Consider the following 16,549-nt stretch of genomic DNA (forward strand, 5'->3'; position numbering starts at 1 on the left):
GTATCCCCCGACCACCCCGGCATTAGGAGCCCACCGATGGACCCGATCGTCATTGTCATCATCGTCGTCGCAGTGATCGCCGTTCTCGCGCTGATCGCTGTTGTCGTGCGCAACAACAATCGCAAGCGCCGCGCCATCAAGGCAGATGAGCTGCGCACCAACGCGATGCAGAACGAGGCGAACGCTCGGCAGCGTGAAGCCGACGCCGCAGCGGCAGGAGCCGAGGCCAAGCAGGCGCAGGCCGATGCCGCCGCCAAGTCACTCGAGGCGGACCAGCTCCGGTCCAAGGCCGCACATAGTCGCACCGATGTGGACCAGCAGTTCGCTCGCGCGGACAAGATCGACCCGCGTGTCGATACCCGCCGTGGCCACGCCACCGGTGACCAGGCCGGCCACGCCACCGGTGACCAGGCCGGCCACGCCACCGGTGACCAGACCGGCCACGCCACCGGTGACCAGACCGGCCGCAACGGCGACGTTCAGCACAACCAGCGCGCCTGAGTCGTCGGAACCCCGACATGCCGATATGGCGCGGGTTGGACCGCGCCATATCGGCATGCGCGTCGCGAGCGAGTGACGGGATTCGAACCCGAGACCGACCCGGTTAGCCGGCAGAACCGGTGCCCCCGACGGGCGGTCCCGTGGGCTCCGACACGTTGACCACCGAGGCGTCCGACGAGGAGCCCAGGACACCTGCCGCGCCGCTGTACACGGCGGTGACGCCGTGTGCGCCGACGGTCGCGAAGCTGTGGGTCAGCGTCGCAGTCCCGCCGGTCACCGGGACCGGAGAGCCAATCGCGGTGGTGCCGTCGAAGAACTGGACACTACCGCCGGCCTGACCCGGGGTCACGGTCGCGTTCAGCGCCACGGCCTGGCCCGTGATCGCGGTGGCCGGTGCGTCGAGCGTGATTGTCGTGCGGACCTCGTCCGGCGCCGGGACCGACACCTCGATTGTGCGGGCGGCCGCGGTGGATGCCGCGAAACCCTTGACGCCGTTGAAGGTTGCGGTGATCGATTGCGTGCCCGCCGTGGCGAACTCATGGGCCAGCGTCGCGACGGAACCGGACACGGCGACGGGGTCGCCGATCGCGGTGGTGCCGTCGAAGAACTGGACGGTGCCGCCGGCCGGTGCCGGGTCGACGGTGGCGGCAATGCTGACGGCCACCCCGGTCGTGGCGTGGCTGGGCGTGGTCAGCGTGGTCGTGGTGTCCTGGACGGGGGTGCTCACGGTGACGACGCTCGCCGCAGAGGTGGACCCGGTGACCCCCGATGCACCGAGGTACACGGCGGTCACGGAGTGCGCGCCGTCGGTGTCGAAGATGTGCGGGAGCGTCGCGGTGCCATTGGTCAGCGCGACCGGTGCGCCGAGGTTGGCGTCGCCATCCTTGAACTGGACGGAGCCACCGACCGTGGCCGGGCTCACCGTGGCGGTGAGGTCGACGCTCACGCCGTTGTCCGCGGTCGCGGGGGTCGCGAGCGTGGTCGTGGTGGCCGTGTCCGGGCGGGCGACGACGTTGATCGACGCCAGCGCACCGGCGCCGGAGTTCAGTGCAGCGCCACTGCTGTCACGGGGCGAGCAGCGGGTTGCCGACCAGTAGGACACGCCTGCGACGGGGTCCTTCTCGCGGATCAGCGAGGTGTAGAAGTTCTCGTCCGCTTTGTAGTTTGCGGCGTTGCCTGCGGTGCGGACCTTCGGCTGCACGACGGATCCGACCGGCCCCGCCACGGCCGTCACCTCGATCGCCGGGAGCCGGAAGCTGGTGTCGCCGCTGATGTTGACGACGATGCCGCCCTCGGCGCCGTCGTTGGTGCTCGGCCCGTTCCCGACGGTCTCGTTGCCGCCGGACAGGCGCAGCACCGGGCCGGCCGCGTCTGGGCTGCCGTTCTCGGCGACCCGCACCACGGTCGGCGCCTTGCCCGCGAGGTTCACCGCAGTGCCGGGAACCACGGTGGCGGAGACGAACTGGGCGCCCTCGGGTACCGCGTAATCGAACTTGATCCGCGAGACGCTGGAGCGGTTGCGCAGGTTCTCGCCCTTGCCGGGCAGCGTCTGTGCCTTCGGCTGCAGCCGGTAGGTGAAGGTGTCACCGGTGATCACGGTGGCGGGGGCGTCGACCGTGACGCCGGCGGCGATGGTCTTGTCGGTGGTGTCGAGCAGGCTCTTGAACTTGCCCCAGCAGGCGGCGGTGAAGTCGGTGTTCGTGGTTGCGGCGGAGGCCGGTACGGCGAACAACAGTCCGCCGGTGGCTATCCCGGCGGCCGCGAGGACCGCCACTGCGCGGCGCATGGGCGCGTGCGACATGAGTACTCCTGAATTGGTGGTTCGAGGGTGGTGAGTGGTCGTGCGCCGAACTACAGACCGGCGGAACCGGTGCCGCCGCCGCTCGCCTCGGACGCGGTCACGGCGAAGGGGGCGGACGTGGAAGCCACATAGCCGCCCGCACCGCTGTAGACGGCGGTGATGGAATGGCCACCCTCCGTAGTGAAGGTGTGCGGCAGGATCGCCGCGCCGTTGACCACGGTCACCGGTCCACCGATCTTGTCGGTGCCGTCCATGAACTGGACGGTGCCGCCCGCGGAGGCGGGGGACACGGTGGCGGACAGGTCGACGGACTTGCCGACCGTAGCCGTGGACAGGGCAGTCACCTTGGTGACGGTCGCGATGTCGGACGGCGCCGGGGCGCTGACGTCGACGGTGGCCGAGGCCGACTGCGAGGCCGCGAAGCCGGGCGAGCCCTGGTAGGACGCGGTGATGTTGTGGTGGCCGGCACTGGTGAAGGCGTGTGCCAGGGTGGCAACGCCGCCGACGACGTCGACGGGCCCGCCGATCGGGGTGTTGTCCTCGGCGAACTGGACGGTGCCACCCTCGGGCGCCGGGGAGACCGTCGCGGACAGGGCGACCGCGGACCCGGAGGTCGCGGTAGCGGGCACGGTCAGCGTGGTCGCGGTCGGCACGGTGACCACCGCGGCGGGCGTGACGTTGACGGCCTTGGCCGCGGAAGACGAGGCGAGGAACCCGGTTGCGCCGCTGTACACCGCGGTGACGCCGTGTGCGCCCAGCTCGGTGAACGTGTGCGCGAGGGTCGCAACGCCCGCCGTCACCGGCACGGGTGCACCGATGGTGGTCATGCCGTCGAAGAACTGGACGGTGCCGCCGGCCTGTGCGGGGGCCACGGTGGCCGACAGCGTCACGGACTGGCCCTGGGTCGCGGTCGCCGGCGCGGTCAGCGCGGTGGTAGTGGCTACGTCAACTGGTACCGCGGCGGTCACGTTGACGGTGGCCAGGGGCCCGCCGCCGGCGTTCAGCGTGGCATCGCCCTTTGCGTTCTTGGGGACGCAGCGGGTGGGTGCGTACTGGGTGCCGAGGAGGCTGGCCTTGGCGAGCATCGTGTAGTAGTTCTCGTCGGCGTTCGAGTTGGCGGCGTTGCCACCGACCCGCACCTTTGGGGTGATGGTGCCGGCGGATCCGGCCACGACCGTCACGTCGACGGCGGGCAGCTGGAAGGCGCTGTCACCATTCGCATTGGTGCTGCCGTCGAGGTTCTTCTTGAGCTTCGGCGCGATGATGCCGCCGTCGGAGTTGAGGCTCGAGGTCGGGCTATTCGCGATCACCGCGTTGTTTCCGGACAGGCGCAGGATCGAACCGGCCGGATCGACGCTGCCGGCGTTGTTGACGCGCAGCACGTTGGGGGTGACGCCGCTCAGGTTCGCGCCGGTGTCGGGCACGACGGTGGCGCTGACGAAGGTGGAGTTCGCCGGGATCTCGAAGTCGAATTTGAGTCGCGACAAATTTGTCGTGGTGGCGCCCTGCGCTGTGTCCGGGTAGCTGGACGGCGCGGTCTGAATCCGGTAGGTGAAGGTGTCGCCGGCAGTGACTGTCGCCGGTGCGTCGACAGTGACCGACGTGGCTGTGGGCTGATCCTGGTTGCCGACGATGGGAGCGGTGGCGATACAGAAGTTCGTGAAGCTCACGGTGGCAGCGGAGGCGGGGATGCCGGTGAGGGCAAGCCCCGCGGCTACGGCGACGGCGCCGGTGGCCGCCACTGTGCCGCGAAGGGAACGTCGAGACATGGGTGACAGGGGTCTTTCGTCAGGGGATCGCCGATGTTGAGCGTCTGACCAACACTTGTCGATCGTTTGACCAACAACGGCGTGCGCGGGAGCGCTCCGGGAAACTAGCAGAACCGTAACGGGTGTCACAACATGGTCTAAAACACAAACGTGTCACACCCGGGCCACACGCGCGGGCCCGACTTCGGAATGCGACGACAGCGGGTGCCTTCGGTTGAAGGCACCCGCTGCCGTGTTTATTCAGTCCACGAGATCGGTCCGGTTAGAAGGACGAACCGGTGCCTCCCCCGGTGGTGGAGGCCGACACCGTGATCAGGCGCGCGTCCGAGTTCGACGCGATGAATCCGGTGGTGCCGCTGTACTCCGCGTGGAGGGAGTGGCCGCCGGTGGTGGTGAAGGTGTGCGGCAGGGTCGCCACACCGTTGACCACGGTCACCGGTCCACCGATCGTGTTGGTGCCGTCGAAGAACTGGACGGTACCGCCGGTCGCTTCGGGGGACACGGTGGCCGACAGCGTCACGGACTGGCCCGTGGTCGCGGTCGCCGGCGCGGTCAGCGTGGTGGTGGTGTTGACGTCACCCGGTGCGGGGTCGGTCACGGTGATCACGCTGGCCGCCGAGGTGGAGCCGAGGAATCCGGTGGCGCCGCTGTACACCGCGGTGACGCTGGGTGCGCCCGCTGCGGTGAACGTGTGGGTGAGGACCGCAACGCCCGCGGTCACCGGCGCGGTGCCGATGGAAGCCGCACCGTCGAAGAACTCAACGGTGCCGCCGTCCCCTTCGGGGGACACGGTCGCCGACAGCGTCACGGACTGGCCCGTGGTCGCGGTCGCCGGCGCGTCCAGCGTGGTGGTGGTGGCAACGTTGGCCGCCGACACGTCGATCACGCTGGCCGCCGAGGTGGAGCCGAGGAATCCGGTCCCGCCGCTGTACACCGCGGTGATGCTGTGTGCGCCGTTGTCGGTGAACGTGTGATCGAGGGTGGCAACACCCGCGTTCACCGCCACCGGGGCACCGAGATCGGTCGCGCCGTCCTTGAACTGCACGGTGCCGCCGGCCTCAGCCGGGGACACGGTCGCCGACAGCGACACGGACACGCCGTTGGTCGCGGTCGCCGGCACGGTCAGCGCCGTGGTGGTGGCAACGTTGGCCGCCGACACGTCGATCACACTGGCCGCCGAGGTGGAGCCGAGGAATCCGGTCCCACCGCTGTACACCGCGGTGATGCTGTGTGCGCCATTGTCGGTGAACGTGTGATCGAGGGTGGCAACACCCGCGTTCACCGCCACCGGGGCACCGAGATCGGTCGCGCCGTCCTTGAACTGCACGGTGCCACCGGCCTCAGCCGGGGAAACGGTCGCCGACAGCGACACGGACTGGCCGTTGGTCGCGGTCGCCGGCGCGGTCAGCGCCGTGGTGGTGGCGACGTCAGCCGCCGACACGTCGACCACACTGGCAGCCGAGGTCGAGGCGAGGAATCCGGTCCCGCCGCTGTACACCGCGGTGATGCTGTGCGCGCCCACTCCGGTGAACGTGTGTGCGAGAGTCGCAACACCCGCGGTCACCGGCACGGGAGCACCGAGATCGGTCGCGCCGTCCTTGAACTGCACGGTGCCACCGGCCTGAGCCGGGGAAACCGCGGCGGACAGATCCACCGACAGGCCCTCGGTCGCGGTCGCCGGCGCGGTCAGCGCCGTGGTGGTCGCGACGTCAGCCGCCGACACGTCGACCACACTGGCCGCCGAGGTCGAGGCGAGGAATCCGGTCCCGCCGCTGTACACCGCGGTGATGCTGTGCGCGCCCACTCCGGTGAACGTGTGCGCGAGAGTCGCAACACCCGTGGTCACCGGCACGGGAGCACCGAGATCGGTCGCGCCGTCCTTGAACTGGACGGTGCCGCCGGCCTCAGCCGGGGAAACCGCGGCGGACAGATCCACCGACAGGCCCTCGGTCGCGGTCGCCGGCGCGGTCAGCGCCGTGGTGGTGGCGACGTTAGCCGCCGACACGTCGACCACACTGGCAGCCGAGGTAGAGGTGATGAATCCAGCTGCGCCGCTGTACACCGCGGTGATGCTGTGTGCGCCATTGTCGGTGAACGTGTGATCGAGGGTGGCAACACCCGCGTTCACCGCCACCGGGGCACCGAGATCGGTCGCGCCGTCCTTGAACTGCACGGTGCCACCGGCCTCAGCCGGGGAAACGGTCGCCGACAGCGACACGGACTGGCCGTTGGTCGCGGTCGCCGGCGCGGTCAGCGCGGTGGTGGTGGCAACGTCAGCCGCGGTCACGTTGATCGTGGCCAGGGGGCCAGCACCCGCGTTCAGCGCGCCATTCTTGGTGTCCGAGGGGACGCAACGGGTGGGTGCCCACTGGGTGCCGAGGAGGCTGGCCTTGGCGAGCAGGGTGTACCAGTTCTCGTTGTTGTTGTACAAGGCGGCATTGCCGGTGGTCCGAAGCTTCGGCTGGATGACGCCGGGGGCTCCGGCCACGACCGTGATGTCGACGGCGGGCAGCTGGAACCAGCTGTCACCGGCCGCATTGACGCTGCCGTCGAGGTTCTTCTTGGTCTTCGCCGCGACGATGCCGCCCTCGGAGTTGGTGCTGTTGTTCGCGCCGTTTGCGATAACCGCGTTGTTTCCGGACAGGCGCACGATCGTACCGGCCGGATCGGCGACACCGGAGGTGTTGACGCGCAGCACGTTGGGGGCGACGCCGGTATTGACGTTAACGCCGGTGCCGGGCACGACTGCGGCGCTGACGAAGGTGGAGTTCGCCGGGATCGCGTAGTCGGCCTTGAGTCGTGTGATGTTTGTCGTGGTGGCGCCCGAATCCTTGTCCGGGTAGGCCGACGCCAGGTTCTGAACCCGGTAGGTGAAGGTCTGGCCTGCCTGAACCGCCGCCGGAGCGTCGACAGTGACCGAGTAGGCGGTCGGCTTGTCCACGTTGCCGATGATCGAGGTGGCGGCACAGAAGTCCGTGAAGTTCACGGCGGTAGTGACAGCGGAGGCGGGGGTGCCGGTTAAGGCAAGCCCCGCGGCTACAGCGACGGCGCTGGTGGCCGCCACTGTGCCCCTAAGGGAACGTCGAGACATAGGTAACAGAGTCTTTCGTCAGGGGATAACCGATGTTGAACTTTTGACCAACAGATGTTGAGCATCTGACCAACAACGGCGTGCGCAGGGGCGCACGGGGAACTTAACAGAACCGTAACGCGCGTCACAATAGGGTCTTAAATACGAACAGGTCACACCCAGGTCAGCGCGCTGGCCACACTTCAGAACGCGACCAACCGCATGGTCAAGCGCCTATTCGAGAGTGCTGAGCACGACGCTTGACGTGCGCGGGAGCGCGTCCGGAACATAACAGAGCCGTAACAAGCGTCACAATATGGTCTAAAACACACATGCGTCACACCCAGGCCACGTCGCGGGCCAGACTTCAGAACGCGACGACCAGATGGCCAAGAGCGACCAAATCTGTTGCGGAGATCTCGAGCGCGCGGGCGCGGTGCTGACGGGCGGATTACAGCCGGAAGTCGCGCGCCGAGGCCCTTGGACGACGGCGGCGAGGCCGACCCGACGAGGCCTGGCAGGACTCGGAGATCATCGAAGCGCAGGCGAGGAAGTCGAAGAACGCGCCCCGGCCGACTCGAGTTCGCCCGCCGTTTCGAAATAAGCCGCGCGGCAGCGCCACTGACTCACGGATTCTGCAGCGCTGCAACCGGATACGTTAGCGGCAGACTAGCGGCCATGCAGAAGCGTAGGCGCAGCGACGCCTGCGCCGGTTGGGTGCCGTCACGCCGCCCGCTTTTGCACCGGCTAGACCTCCGCCGCACCGAGCGGGCGGTGCGCAAAGGCAGCATTCTTGGTCGTCCTACGAGTCCGTGACCAGCACATATTCGGTTGTCGCCCGTCCCTGCCAGGGTGGACGTTGCGAGCGAGTGACGGGATTCGAACCCGTGTAACGGCCTTGCAGGCCGGTTGACACAGTTGCTGAAGGTTGCTGACACCCACGATTTGTGCAGGTAAGGGCGCTTCATGTGTAGTTGCTGGCCGTTCGCTGGCGGCAGCGTACCTCCGCCGTACCTCCAGTGGGCGTGGCACGCTGGACTGTCGGTGCGGCGTGGGAGAATTGTGGTGGCATCACGACGAGCTCCGACGGAGGAAGCGTGCGCGCGTACTGGCCGTGGTTGGGCACCACCGTTATCGCGCTGATTGCGATCGCAATCAGCGCACCGCCAGTCCTCACGGCCTGGCCGCGATGGGTCCTGTTAGGGGTCGGCGCGCTGCTACTGGTCGGGGTGCTGCTGTCGTTTCCTTGGCCGACATCCAATGGCCCGCGCCCGGTGCTGGGCGGCGGGGTCAAGCAAGTTCAGCGCGCTGGCAAGAATTCCAAGCTGGTGCAAGGCCGCGATATCACCATCAACGGCGGAATGGGTGATCAGCGGCCATGAAAGACCAACGCCAAGAAGCTGGAGATAGTTCCAATCTGTACCAAGGGCAGAGCGTTGAAGTCCACAACCACGGACCAACCATTCAAGAGGTTCGGGATATTGCAAAGGGAGTGTTTTACGAGAATTACCTAGTCCTCTCTGACCGAGCGATGGCAGAAGTTCGGGATCGTATTAATGAGTTCACTGACCTATTGCTGACAAAGCTATTCACCTCACCTCCGGAAAACGTCGAAGAGTTCGATACGCCACGAATGCTTGCGGCCACATACAAGGCCCAAAAGCAATACGCCGAGTCTGGCGACCGAGAGCTCGCCGAAATACTTGCGGACATTCTTGTTGCAATGTCAGGAGCAGAATCCAGAAGCCTTGAAGACATCATTCTAAATCAGGCAGTCGAGGTGGCTGGTAAGTTGACGCCAAACCAGATCAACGGCGTTGCCACAATCGTTAGCTTGCTGTTGATCGATTTAAAAGAGTACCCCTCGACCGTCACAGCCTTGTTCGATTTCGTTGATGAGCTGGTCAAGCCGTACTATGGTCACATACCAGTAAAATCCGCGGAATACCGGTACATGAGCGCATTGGGCGTAATATCTGAGCTCCCAAGTCCCCTTGACCCCTTTGAGATGCTCACGGCCCATAACCCAGGGTTATTCGTAAAGGGATTTACGCTCGACTCCCTCCCGGCGGAACTAAAGATCTACACGATGCCGCCGCACGACGGTGGCGAATACTTTGAGGAACATCCGGATCATCCAAAATTCTTCAGGGTCAAGCTACCGATAGTGCGACTGATTCGTGAGCGACAACGCGCCAATCGTCTCGATTCACCCCCTTATACTTTCCTGGAACAGTTCGTGACAAGGTACGCATTGGGGTCTCGTCAGATTCGAACCTTGTGCCATCGCCACAAGCCCGAACTCGCGACGTTCCTTGATACGCTGGCGAACTCTCGGGCGGTGGATTTCCGACCAAGTTCCGTCGGAATCGCCATTGGCCACGCGGCAATGAGAAGACGCCTACCGTCGATATCCCTCGACGATCTCCTCCACTAGTCTGCTCAGAATTGGGTTCGCATCAGCCGCGCCACAACGCCACTACATTCTCCACCTGCGGCGGCCAGGGAGCCATTGCACCTAGTGCCGTCATGGCGTCCGTGTGGTCGTCCTCGAACAGGTGCGCGTACACGCCCAGCGTGACATTGGTGTTGGCGTGCCCCATGAACTTGCTGAGAACGAACGGCTGGATGCCCGCTGCGATGCACAGGCTGGCGTAGGTGTGCTGCAGGCTGTGGAAGTCGTGGCCGGTGGGATACCCGCCCCAGAGAGGTTGGCGCGCAACAGAGCCGGGCGGAACACCCCGCCGTAGAAGTTGCGATGCACCACCGGCAGGTCCCAGTCCAGCACCAACCCCACCGACGCCGAGACCATCGCCACTTTTGGCCGGGGCGTGGTCACCAACAGCACGGAGAGTAAGTACGACTTCGTCCAAAGTAGCTTGGCCCCTGCCTATCTCACCGAGGAGAACGTCATCGGCAAGGTAGCACCCGGTACGTTCGGCGGACTGGAAGTACTCGGCAGCTACGGGCCAGCCTGGGTCTGTCCGTCGTTTTACCTGCCACCGGGCTACGTGGCCACCATCGCCACCGACGGACCCAACGCCGCGCTGAACCCGGTCGCGTTCCGACAGCACGTCAACCCGGCTTACCAAGGGCTGCGGATCATTCCGGGCCGCGACCAGCGATATCCACTGCGAGATTCCTTCTTCGCGAGGGGCTTCGGCTGCGGGGTTCGGTACCGGGGTGCCGCGTGCGTGGTCCAGGTGACCGCAGGCACCACCTACACCCCGCCGACCTGGGCGTGGTCGGGATGGGCGTCCCGGCGAATGAGTCCATGCTTGGCAAGGCGAGCGAGTTCCAGCCCGGCCCCGACGCCGGCGAATTTTCGTGGGGTGCGGGCCTGGTGCCGAAGGGTAACGAAGCCCTGCCCCCGGACCAGGGCGGAATGTATTCCGGCAAGTGCCCGCCGCTGACCGAGACCGCAGCCGCAGCCTCCACCGAGCAACGCTATGAGGCTCGCCGTGCCGCCCATCTGACCGCCCTGGATGCCGAACTGGCCGCCCGGCGCGGTGATGTGCTGGACGGCGCGGGTGACGCCCCCATGGCTCCCGTCTGGGTGAAGGTGGCATGGTGAGCGCCCGACGCAGCAGCTACAGGCGAGACCGGCTCGGCCGGTTCGCCGGGCAGACGCTCAAACGCCAGCAGCCGCCCGCCCTCTAGACCTCGAGGGCGTGGCCACCATCCACGCGCTTCCGAGTCCGCGCCCTTCGTCGCACAAGCCCGGCGAGGGGCGCGGTGCTGTTCGGGTGCTGGGCGCTCAGGGTATCCACGCCTATATGTATTTGGTGTACTGCGGGCAATAGGACTTTATCGCGGCGTCTACAAACGCGTCGGCTGCGGCGATGTTGCCAAGTACGCGCATCTCCACAACAGGAGCGCTGTCGAACACATCTGCGATGTAAGCAACCGTCTCCGAATGTATCCGAGTGGGCGGCGTCGTATATTCCAATCCTTCGATGTGACTGCAGACCGCCGCAGCCCCGCTCACAAATCGGCTCGGACTTCCCTGCACATCGATTCCGTTCACCTCCAGCGTGCGAATGAAACCCGCGTCTCCGGTTGGCAGACTGGAAGTCGTTAAGGCCGATCTCGTCGTGGTCCTTGAGCTTGAGGATAAACCGGCGGACGATGATTCGTCACTGCCGCAGCCCGCCGCGAAAACCATCGCAGCAAGTGCTGCCAGGCAGATGGGTCTTGTCGCGGTCCGCATATGCCCGATCCTGTCGGCAATAGCCGGAATGTCCAGACTGTACCCCGACTGCCGGTGCTCTCGTCGCATTCCTGACGACAGCGGCTCCCCCATCCGACATTTAGCCGAGCAGGAACGTCAAACGCATACCGTGCCGCACTGCGGGCCTCGCCCGGCTGTACCTCCGCCTCAGCTATTCAGGCCGTGCGTAGCGGTACGCAAACGGTGCCCGCTAGTGCGCAGAAGGTGGCATCTGCCGCCATCCCACGAGCCTCTGACCAGCACGTATTCGGTTGTGTTCACCGCCCCTGCCAGGGCGGATGTCGCGAGCGAGTGACGGGATTCGAACCCGTGTAAACGGCTTTGCAGGCCGGTGCCTAGCCACTCAGCCACACCCGCAACAGGACCCAATGTCCCAGGCGATTGCGCCCGGCGACAGGCTTGCAATCAGTGTGATCCGAAGTCGTTTCACTCCGGCATGGTGACGATTGCCCGGTTGTCCTTGGGGAAGAACTACAGGTCGTCTTCGGCCAGAACGCAATCCACCGCGATGTTGCGATCGGGTCCGTCCGGACGAGGCGCGCGTCCGCAAAATACCGCGGAAGCCGCCGTTACCGCCGTGACGATGAATTCGGCGCGGAACGTTCGTTTCTGCCGCCGACATGGGAGCGGCGCCACGCCACACGGTCGGGCGGTCGAAGCGACCGACCTGCCCATCCCGACCGGCCCACGTGCGAGAATCGCAGCATGCCGTCGCCCAACCCACTCCCCCTCGATCCGATCGAGGAGGCGCACCGTCAGTGGACCGTTCACGGCTGGGGCGACGTGGCGGACGGGATGGCCGCGGTGACGTCGGTCATGCGCGCGCAGCAGATCATGATGGCCCGGGTCGACGAGGTACTCAAGCCGGCCGGGCTCACGTTTGCGCGCTACGAGTTGCTCATGCTGCTGAGTTTCAGTCGCGCCGGTGCCCTTCCGATGGCGAAAGCCAGTGCGCGGCTCCAGGTTCACCCGACGAGCGTGACCAATGCGGTGGACCGACTGGAGGCCGCACACCTCGTCAAGCGGGTGCCGCATCCCAGCGACCGCCGTGCGACACTGATCGAAATCACCGAGGCGGGTAGAGAACTCGCGGTGAAAGCGACCGAGCAATTGAACGAGCGCGTGTTCGCCGCTCCCGGGCTCGCCGAGGACCGGATCGAGACGCTCGTGCGTGCGTTGGCCGAGCTGCGTCGCGCCGCCGGTGACTTCGACAGCGGCGCGACGCCGACCAAGTGGACGTAGCCGCCCGGATCACTCGTGGCGGAAGCTCGGATCCCGCTTCTCGACGAAGGCGGCCATGCCTTCCTTCTGATCCGCGAGCGCGAACAGTGAGTGGAAAACACGCCGCTCGAAGCGCACACCCTCGGCGAGAGTGGTTTCCAGCGATCGGTTGACGGCTTCCTTGGCGATCATCGCGACCGGCAACGACTTCGAGGCGATCGTCTCGGCGGCCTTCAGCGCCTCGTCGAGCAGCTCGTCCGCCGGCACGACGCGCGAGACCAGCCCCGCGCGCTCGGCCTCCTCGGCGTCCATATTGCGGCCGGTCAGGATCAGGTCCATCGCCTTCGCCTTGCCGACAGCCCGGGTAAGTCGCTGCGAGCCACCGATTCCCGGGATCACGCCCAAGTTGATCTCCGGCTGGCCGAACTTCGCGGTGTCCGCGGCGATGAGGATGTCGCACAGCATCGCCAGCTCACAGCCACCACCGAGCGCGAACCCGGCGACAGCCGCGATAGTGGGCTTGCGCGCCGCGGCGAGCCGGTCCCAGCGGGCGAAGAAATCGGACATGAACACGTCGACGTACGACTTCGGCTGCATCTCCTTGATGTCCGCGCCGGCCGCGAAAGCCCGCTCGGATCCGGTGATCACGATTGCCCCGATCCCCGGATCGGCCTCGAGATCATCGAGCGCGACGATCATCTCGTCGAGCACCTGGGAGTTCAGCGCGTTGAGCGCCTTCGGTCGGTTCAGCGTGATGAGACCTACGCGGCCTCGACGCTCGAGCAGAATCGTTTCGAAATCACTCACTGTGCGGCATCTCCCGATCGTTGACGAATCTCGGTCACGATAGCGGAGAAGTCCTTGCCCGCATTCTCCTGCTTGAACCTGTTGTAGATCTCTGCTGCGTGTAGTCCGAGCTGGCCGTCTACACCGTTGGCCCGCAATGCATTAGCGGCGAGGCCGAGATCCTTGTCCATCAGCGCGGTCGCGAAACCGGGCTGATAGTCGTTGTTCGCCGGGCTGGTCGGCACCGGGCCGGGCACCGGGCAGTAGCTCGTCAGCGACCAGCACTGGGCCGATGCATTGGAGGCGACGTCGAAGAACGCCTGGTTCGTCAGCCCGAGCTTCTCACCGAGCACGAACGCCTCGCTGACCGCGATCATGGAAATGCCGAGCACCATGTTGTTGCAGATCTTCGCGGCCTGGCCGACGCCGTTCTCGCCGCAGTGCACGACCTTGGCACCCATGACGTCGAGCGCCGGCTTGGCCGACTCGAAGTCCGCCGCCGACCCGCCGACCATGAACGCCAGCGTGCCTGCCGAGGCACCGGCAACGCCGCCCGACACCGGCGCATCCACCGCGCGATGCCCCGCCTTGTGCGCAAGGTCCGCCGCGGTCTTGGCGTCCGCGACGTCGATGGTCGAGCTGTCGATGAACAACGTGCCCGGCTTGGCGGCGGCGAGCAGCCCACCGTCGTAGAGGTCGATGACATGCTTACCGCTCGGCAGCATGGTGATGACGATGTCCGCCTCGGCCACCGCGGCATCCGAGCTGGCCGCGATCGTGGCGCCGTCCTTGGCGGCCTGCTCGAGCGCGGCGGGGACCAGGTCGAAGCCGACGACTCGGTAGCCGGCCTTGACCAGATTCGCCGCCATCGGCCCGCCCATATGACCGAGACCGATGAAGCCGACTGTGGTGTCGGCCGGAGCTGCAGTGCTCATAGCTGTCCTTCCCGTCCGTGTCCGAGCTGTCCGTCCCGACCGATGCCCAGCACAGCAGGCGGGCGCAGGCCCAACTCCAATTCGCCGAGATCGGCGAAGAATTCGTCGACTCGCGCATCGGTCACTTCGGCCAGCGAAGCCGGCGACCACTGCGGATTGCGGTCCTTGTCGACTACCTGGGCGCGGATGCCCTCGACCAGGTCGGACCCTTTCAGGCAGGCGAGTGAGACGCGGTACTCGTCGTTGAGCACGTCCTCGATCGATGCTGCGTCCGCCGCGCGGCGCAGCGAGCGCAACGCCACCTTGATCGAGGTCGGTGACTTCGCCAGGATTTGCGCTGCCGCCGCGTTGGCCTCGGGCTCCGGCCGCGCCTGCAACCGCGCAACGATCTCCTCGACGGAGTCACCCGCGTAGCACTCGTCGATCCATTCCCGCTGCGCGAGCAGCGCCGAATCCGGTGCCGACTCGGCGAACCCGCGCACCACCTCGCGAACCTCGCCACCGCGCAGTGCCGCGAGCAGCCCGGGCACCTTCTCGCTGGGTACGTAGTAGTCCGCGAAGCCGAGTGCGATGGCGTCGCCTGCCTTCATCGTGTTGGTGGTGAGGGCGACGTGGGCCCCCGTCTCCCCCGGCGCGTGCGCCAGCAGGTGGGTGCCGCCGACGTCGGGCACGAATCCGATGCCCACCTCGGGCATGCCGATCTTCGACCGCTCGGTGACAATCCGGTGGCTGCCGTGCGCCGAGACGCCAACGCCGCCGCCCATCACAATGCCGTCCATCACCACCACGTACGGCTTCGGATAGCGCGCGATGAGCGCGTTGAGGATGTACTCGTCGCGCCAGAAGTCGCGGGACTCGGTACCACCGTTCTGGGCGTCGTGATAGATGGACACGATGTCACCGCCGGCGCACAGGCCGCGGTCGCCGGTACCGGTGACGACAACGGCGCGAACCGCCTCGTCATCGGACCATGCTTCCAGCGCCGGCGTAATCTCTCGCACCATGGCGTAATTGAGCGCGTTGATGGCCTTCGGCCGGTTGAGGGTGATGAGCCCGAGCCCATCGCGCACCTCGATCAGCACGTCCGCACTCATGCTGCGCTCACCACCGCGCGTGCGATTACCACTCGCATGATCTCGTTGGTTCCTTCCAGAATCTGGTGCACGCGAAGGTCGCGCACGATCTTCTCGAGTCCGTACTCGCTGAGGTAACCGTATCCACCGTGCAACTGCAGCGCCTCGTTGGCAACTTCGAAGCCGGCGTCGGTCGCGAAACGCTTTGCCATGGCGCACAACTCGACCTTGTCGGGAGCATCGAGATCCAGCGCCTCGGCGGCCCGCCAGAGCAGTGTGCGCCCGGCCTCCAACTCGGTGCGCATATCGGCGAGCCGGAACTGCAGCGCCTGCGAATCGAGCAACCGATTGCCGAAGGCCTTGCGCTCGGCGAGGTAGGCAACCGACTTCTCCAGCGCAGTCTGCGCGCCGCCCACCGAGCAGGCGGCGATGTTCAGCCGGCCACCGTTGAGTCCGGCCATGGCAATCCGGAATCCGTTGCCCTCGACGCCGATCAGGTTCTCCGCGGGGATCCGGACGTCTTCGAAGATTACCTGCCGGGTTGGCTGCGCGTTCCAGCCCATCTTCTTCTCGTTGGCGCCGAATGACAGCCCGGGAGTGTCCTTTTCGACGATAAACGTCGAAATCCCCTTGGGACCGGCGTCGCCGGTGCGCGCCATCACGACATACACATCGGACACACCCGCACCCGAGATGAACTGCTTGACCCCGTTGAGCACGTACGAGTCACCGTCGCGCACCGCCTTGGTGCTCAGCGCCGCCGCATCGGACCCCGCGCCGGGCTCGGTGAGGCAATAGCTCGACAGCAGTTCCATGGTGCACAGGCGAGGCACGAAGCGCCGGCGCAGCTCCTCGGAGCCGAACGCGTCGACCATCCAGGTGGCCATGTTGTGGATCGAGATGTAGGCCGAAATCGCCGGGCAGCCGGTGGCCAGCTGTTCGAAGATGCGCACCGCGTCGAGACGTTTCAGTCCGGATCCACCCACGTCCTCGCGAATGTAGATGCCGCCCATGCCCAGACCCGCGGCCTTGCGCAGCACGTCGACCGGGAAGTGCTTGGTCTCATCCCATTCCACCGCGTTGGGCGCGAGGTACTCGTCGGCGAAGTCGCGTGCCGTCTCGACGATCGCACGTTCGTCGTCATTCAGATTGAACATGAGGG

At 66.3% G+C, this 16,549-nt stretch carries 14 protein-coding genes and 2 tRNA genes; 5 read left to right on the forward strand and 11 right to left on the reverse strand.

Translation table 11 applies throughout. The annotated features are described in order from the left end of the window. Nucleotides 1–36 precede the first annotated feature (36 nt). Nucleotides 37–501 carry a hypothetical protein gene (locus OG921_RS10505; RefSeq protein WP_266112368.1) on the forward strand — a complete coding sequence of 155 codons (465 nt, stop codon included), beginning with the start codon at nt 37–39 and terminating at the stop codon, nt 499–501. Nucleotides 502–604: 103 nt separating this feature from the next. Here OG921_RS10505 and OG921_RS10510 read toward each other — a convergent pair whose 3' ends face one another. The 4 genes from OG921_RS10510 to OG921_RS10525 all read right to left on the reverse strand — a co-directional run bounded on the left by OG921_RS10510 (nt 605) and on the right by OG921_RS10525 (nt 8,083). After that, nucleotides 605–2,302 (reverse strand): Ig-like domain-containing protein, encoded by a 1,698-nt coding sequence (locus OG921_RS10510; RefSeq protein ID WP_266112369.1) that lies wholly within the window; start codon nt 2,300–2,302, stop codon nt 605–607. A gap of 50 nt (nt 2,303–2,352) precedes the next feature. Beyond that, complete coding sequence (locus OG921_RS10515; RefSeq protein WP_266112370.1) at nt 2,353–4,071, reverse strand: Ig-like domain-containing protein; 1,719 nt, start codon at nt 4,069–4,071, stop codon at nt 2,353–2,355. A gap of 262 nt (nt 4,072–4,333) precedes the next feature. Continuing rightward, nucleotides 4,334–7,057: an Ig-like domain-containing protein gene (locus OG921_RS10520; RefSeq protein WP_266112371.1), complete on the reverse strand. Its 2,724-nt coding sequence runs from the start codon at nt 7,055–7,057 to the stop codon at nt 4,334–4,336. A gap of 948 nt (nt 7,058–8,005) precedes the next feature. Beyond that, nucleotides 8,006–8,083, reverse strand: a tRNA-OTHER gene (locus OG921_RS10525). 155 nt (nt 8,084–8,238) lie between these two features. On the opposite strand from OG921_RS10525, the gene OG921_RS10530 reads away from it, so the two are divergent. Both OG921_RS10530 and OG921_RS10535 read left to right on the forward strand, forming a co-directional pair. Further along, nucleotides 8,239–8,523, forward strand: a complete 285-nt coding sequence (locus OG921_RS10530; protein WP_266112372.1) for a hypothetical protein — start codon at nt 8,239–8,241, stop codon at nt 8,521–8,523. Next, nucleotides 8,520–9,578, forward strand: coding sequence for an LPO_1073/Vpar_1526 family protein (locus OG921_RS10535; RefSeq protein ID WP_266112374.1), 1,059 nt, complete (start codon nt 8,520–8,522; stop codon nt 9,576–9,578). The genes OG921_RS10530 and OG921_RS10535 overlap by 4 nt, the downstream gene beginning before the upstream one ends. Before the next feature lie 22 nt (nt 9,579–9,600). Here OG921_RS10535 and OG921_RS10540 read toward each other — a convergent pair whose 3' ends face one another. Then, nucleotides 9,601–10,014: a hypothetical protein gene (locus OG921_RS10540; RefSeq protein ID WP_266112817.1), complete on the reverse strand. Its 414-nt coding sequence runs from the start codon at nt 10,012–10,014 to the stop codon at nt 9,601–9,603. A gap of 317 nt (nt 10,015–10,331) precedes the next feature. On the opposite strand from OG921_RS10540, the gene OG921_RS10550 reads away from it, so the two are divergent. Then, complete coding sequence (locus tag OG921_RS10550) at nt 10,332–10,715, forward strand: hypothetical protein (RefSeq protein WP_266112818.1); 384 nt, start codon at nt 10,332–10,334, stop codon at nt 10,713–10,715. A 198-nt stretch (nt 10,716–10,913) separates the two neighbouring features. Here OG921_RS10550 and OG921_RS26685 read toward each other — a convergent pair whose 3' ends face one another. After that, complete coding sequence (locus OG921_RS26685) at nt 10,914–11,444, reverse strand: DUF732 domain-containing protein (RefSeq protein ID WP_353962095.1); 531 nt, start codon at nt 11,442–11,444, stop codon at nt 10,914–10,916. Between the two features lie 214 nt (nt 11,445–11,658). Then, nucleotides 11,659–11,729: transfer RNA gene (locus OG921_RS10555), tRNA-Cys, on the reverse strand. A 348-nt stretch (nt 11,730–12,077) separates the two neighbouring features. Here OG921_RS10555 and OG921_RS10560 point away from each other — a divergent pair. Then, nucleotides 12,078–12,614, forward strand: a complete 537-nt coding sequence (locus OG921_RS10560) for a MarR family winged helix-turn-helix transcriptional regulator (RefSeq protein ID WP_266112375.1) — start codon at nt 12,078–12,080, stop codon at nt 12,612–12,614. A 9-nt stretch (nt 12,615–12,623) separates the two neighbouring features. Here OG921_RS10560 and OG921_RS10565 read toward each other — a convergent pair whose 3' ends face one another. The 4 genes from OG921_RS10565 to OG921_RS10580 are packed head-to-tail and all read right to left on the reverse strand — an operon-like array spanning nt 12,624 to nt 16,544. After that, the gene (locus tag OG921_RS10565; protein WP_266112376.1) at nt 12,624–13,400 is read right to left on the reverse strand and encodes an enoyl-CoA hydratase; all 777 of its coding nucleotides are present in this window, start codon (nt 13,398–13,400) and stop codon (nt 12,624–12,626) included. Continuing rightward, complete coding sequence (gene mmsB, locus OG921_RS10570; protein ID WP_266112378.1) at nt 13,397–14,314, reverse strand: 3-hydroxyisobutyrate dehydrogenase; 918 nt, start codon at nt 14,312–14,314, stop codon at nt 13,397–13,399. The genes OG921_RS10565 and mmsB overlap by 4 nt, the downstream gene beginning before the upstream one ends. After that, nucleotides 14,311–15,408 carry an enoyl-CoA hydratase/isomerase family protein gene (locus OG921_RS10575; RefSeq protein WP_266112379.1) on the reverse strand — a complete coding sequence of 366 codons (1,098 nt, stop codon included), beginning with the start codon at nt 15,406–15,408 and terminating at the stop codon, nt 14,311–14,313. Before OG921_RS10575 ends, mmsB begins: the two co-directional genes overlap by 4 nt. Beyond that, a complete protein-coding gene (locus OG921_RS10580; protein ID WP_266112380.1) occupies nt 15,405–16,544 on the reverse strand; it encodes an isobutyryl-CoA dehydrogenase in 1,140 nt (379 codons plus the stop codon). The genes OG921_RS10575 and OG921_RS10580 overlap by 4 nt, the downstream gene beginning before the upstream one ends. Between the last annotated feature and the right edge of the window lie 5 nt (nt 16,545–16,549).

This window comes from Aldersonia sp. NBC_00410, assembly GCF_026342035.1.
Classification (GTDB): domain Bacteria; phylum Actinomycetota; class Actinomycetes; order Mycobacteriales; family Mycobacteriaceae; genus Aldersonia.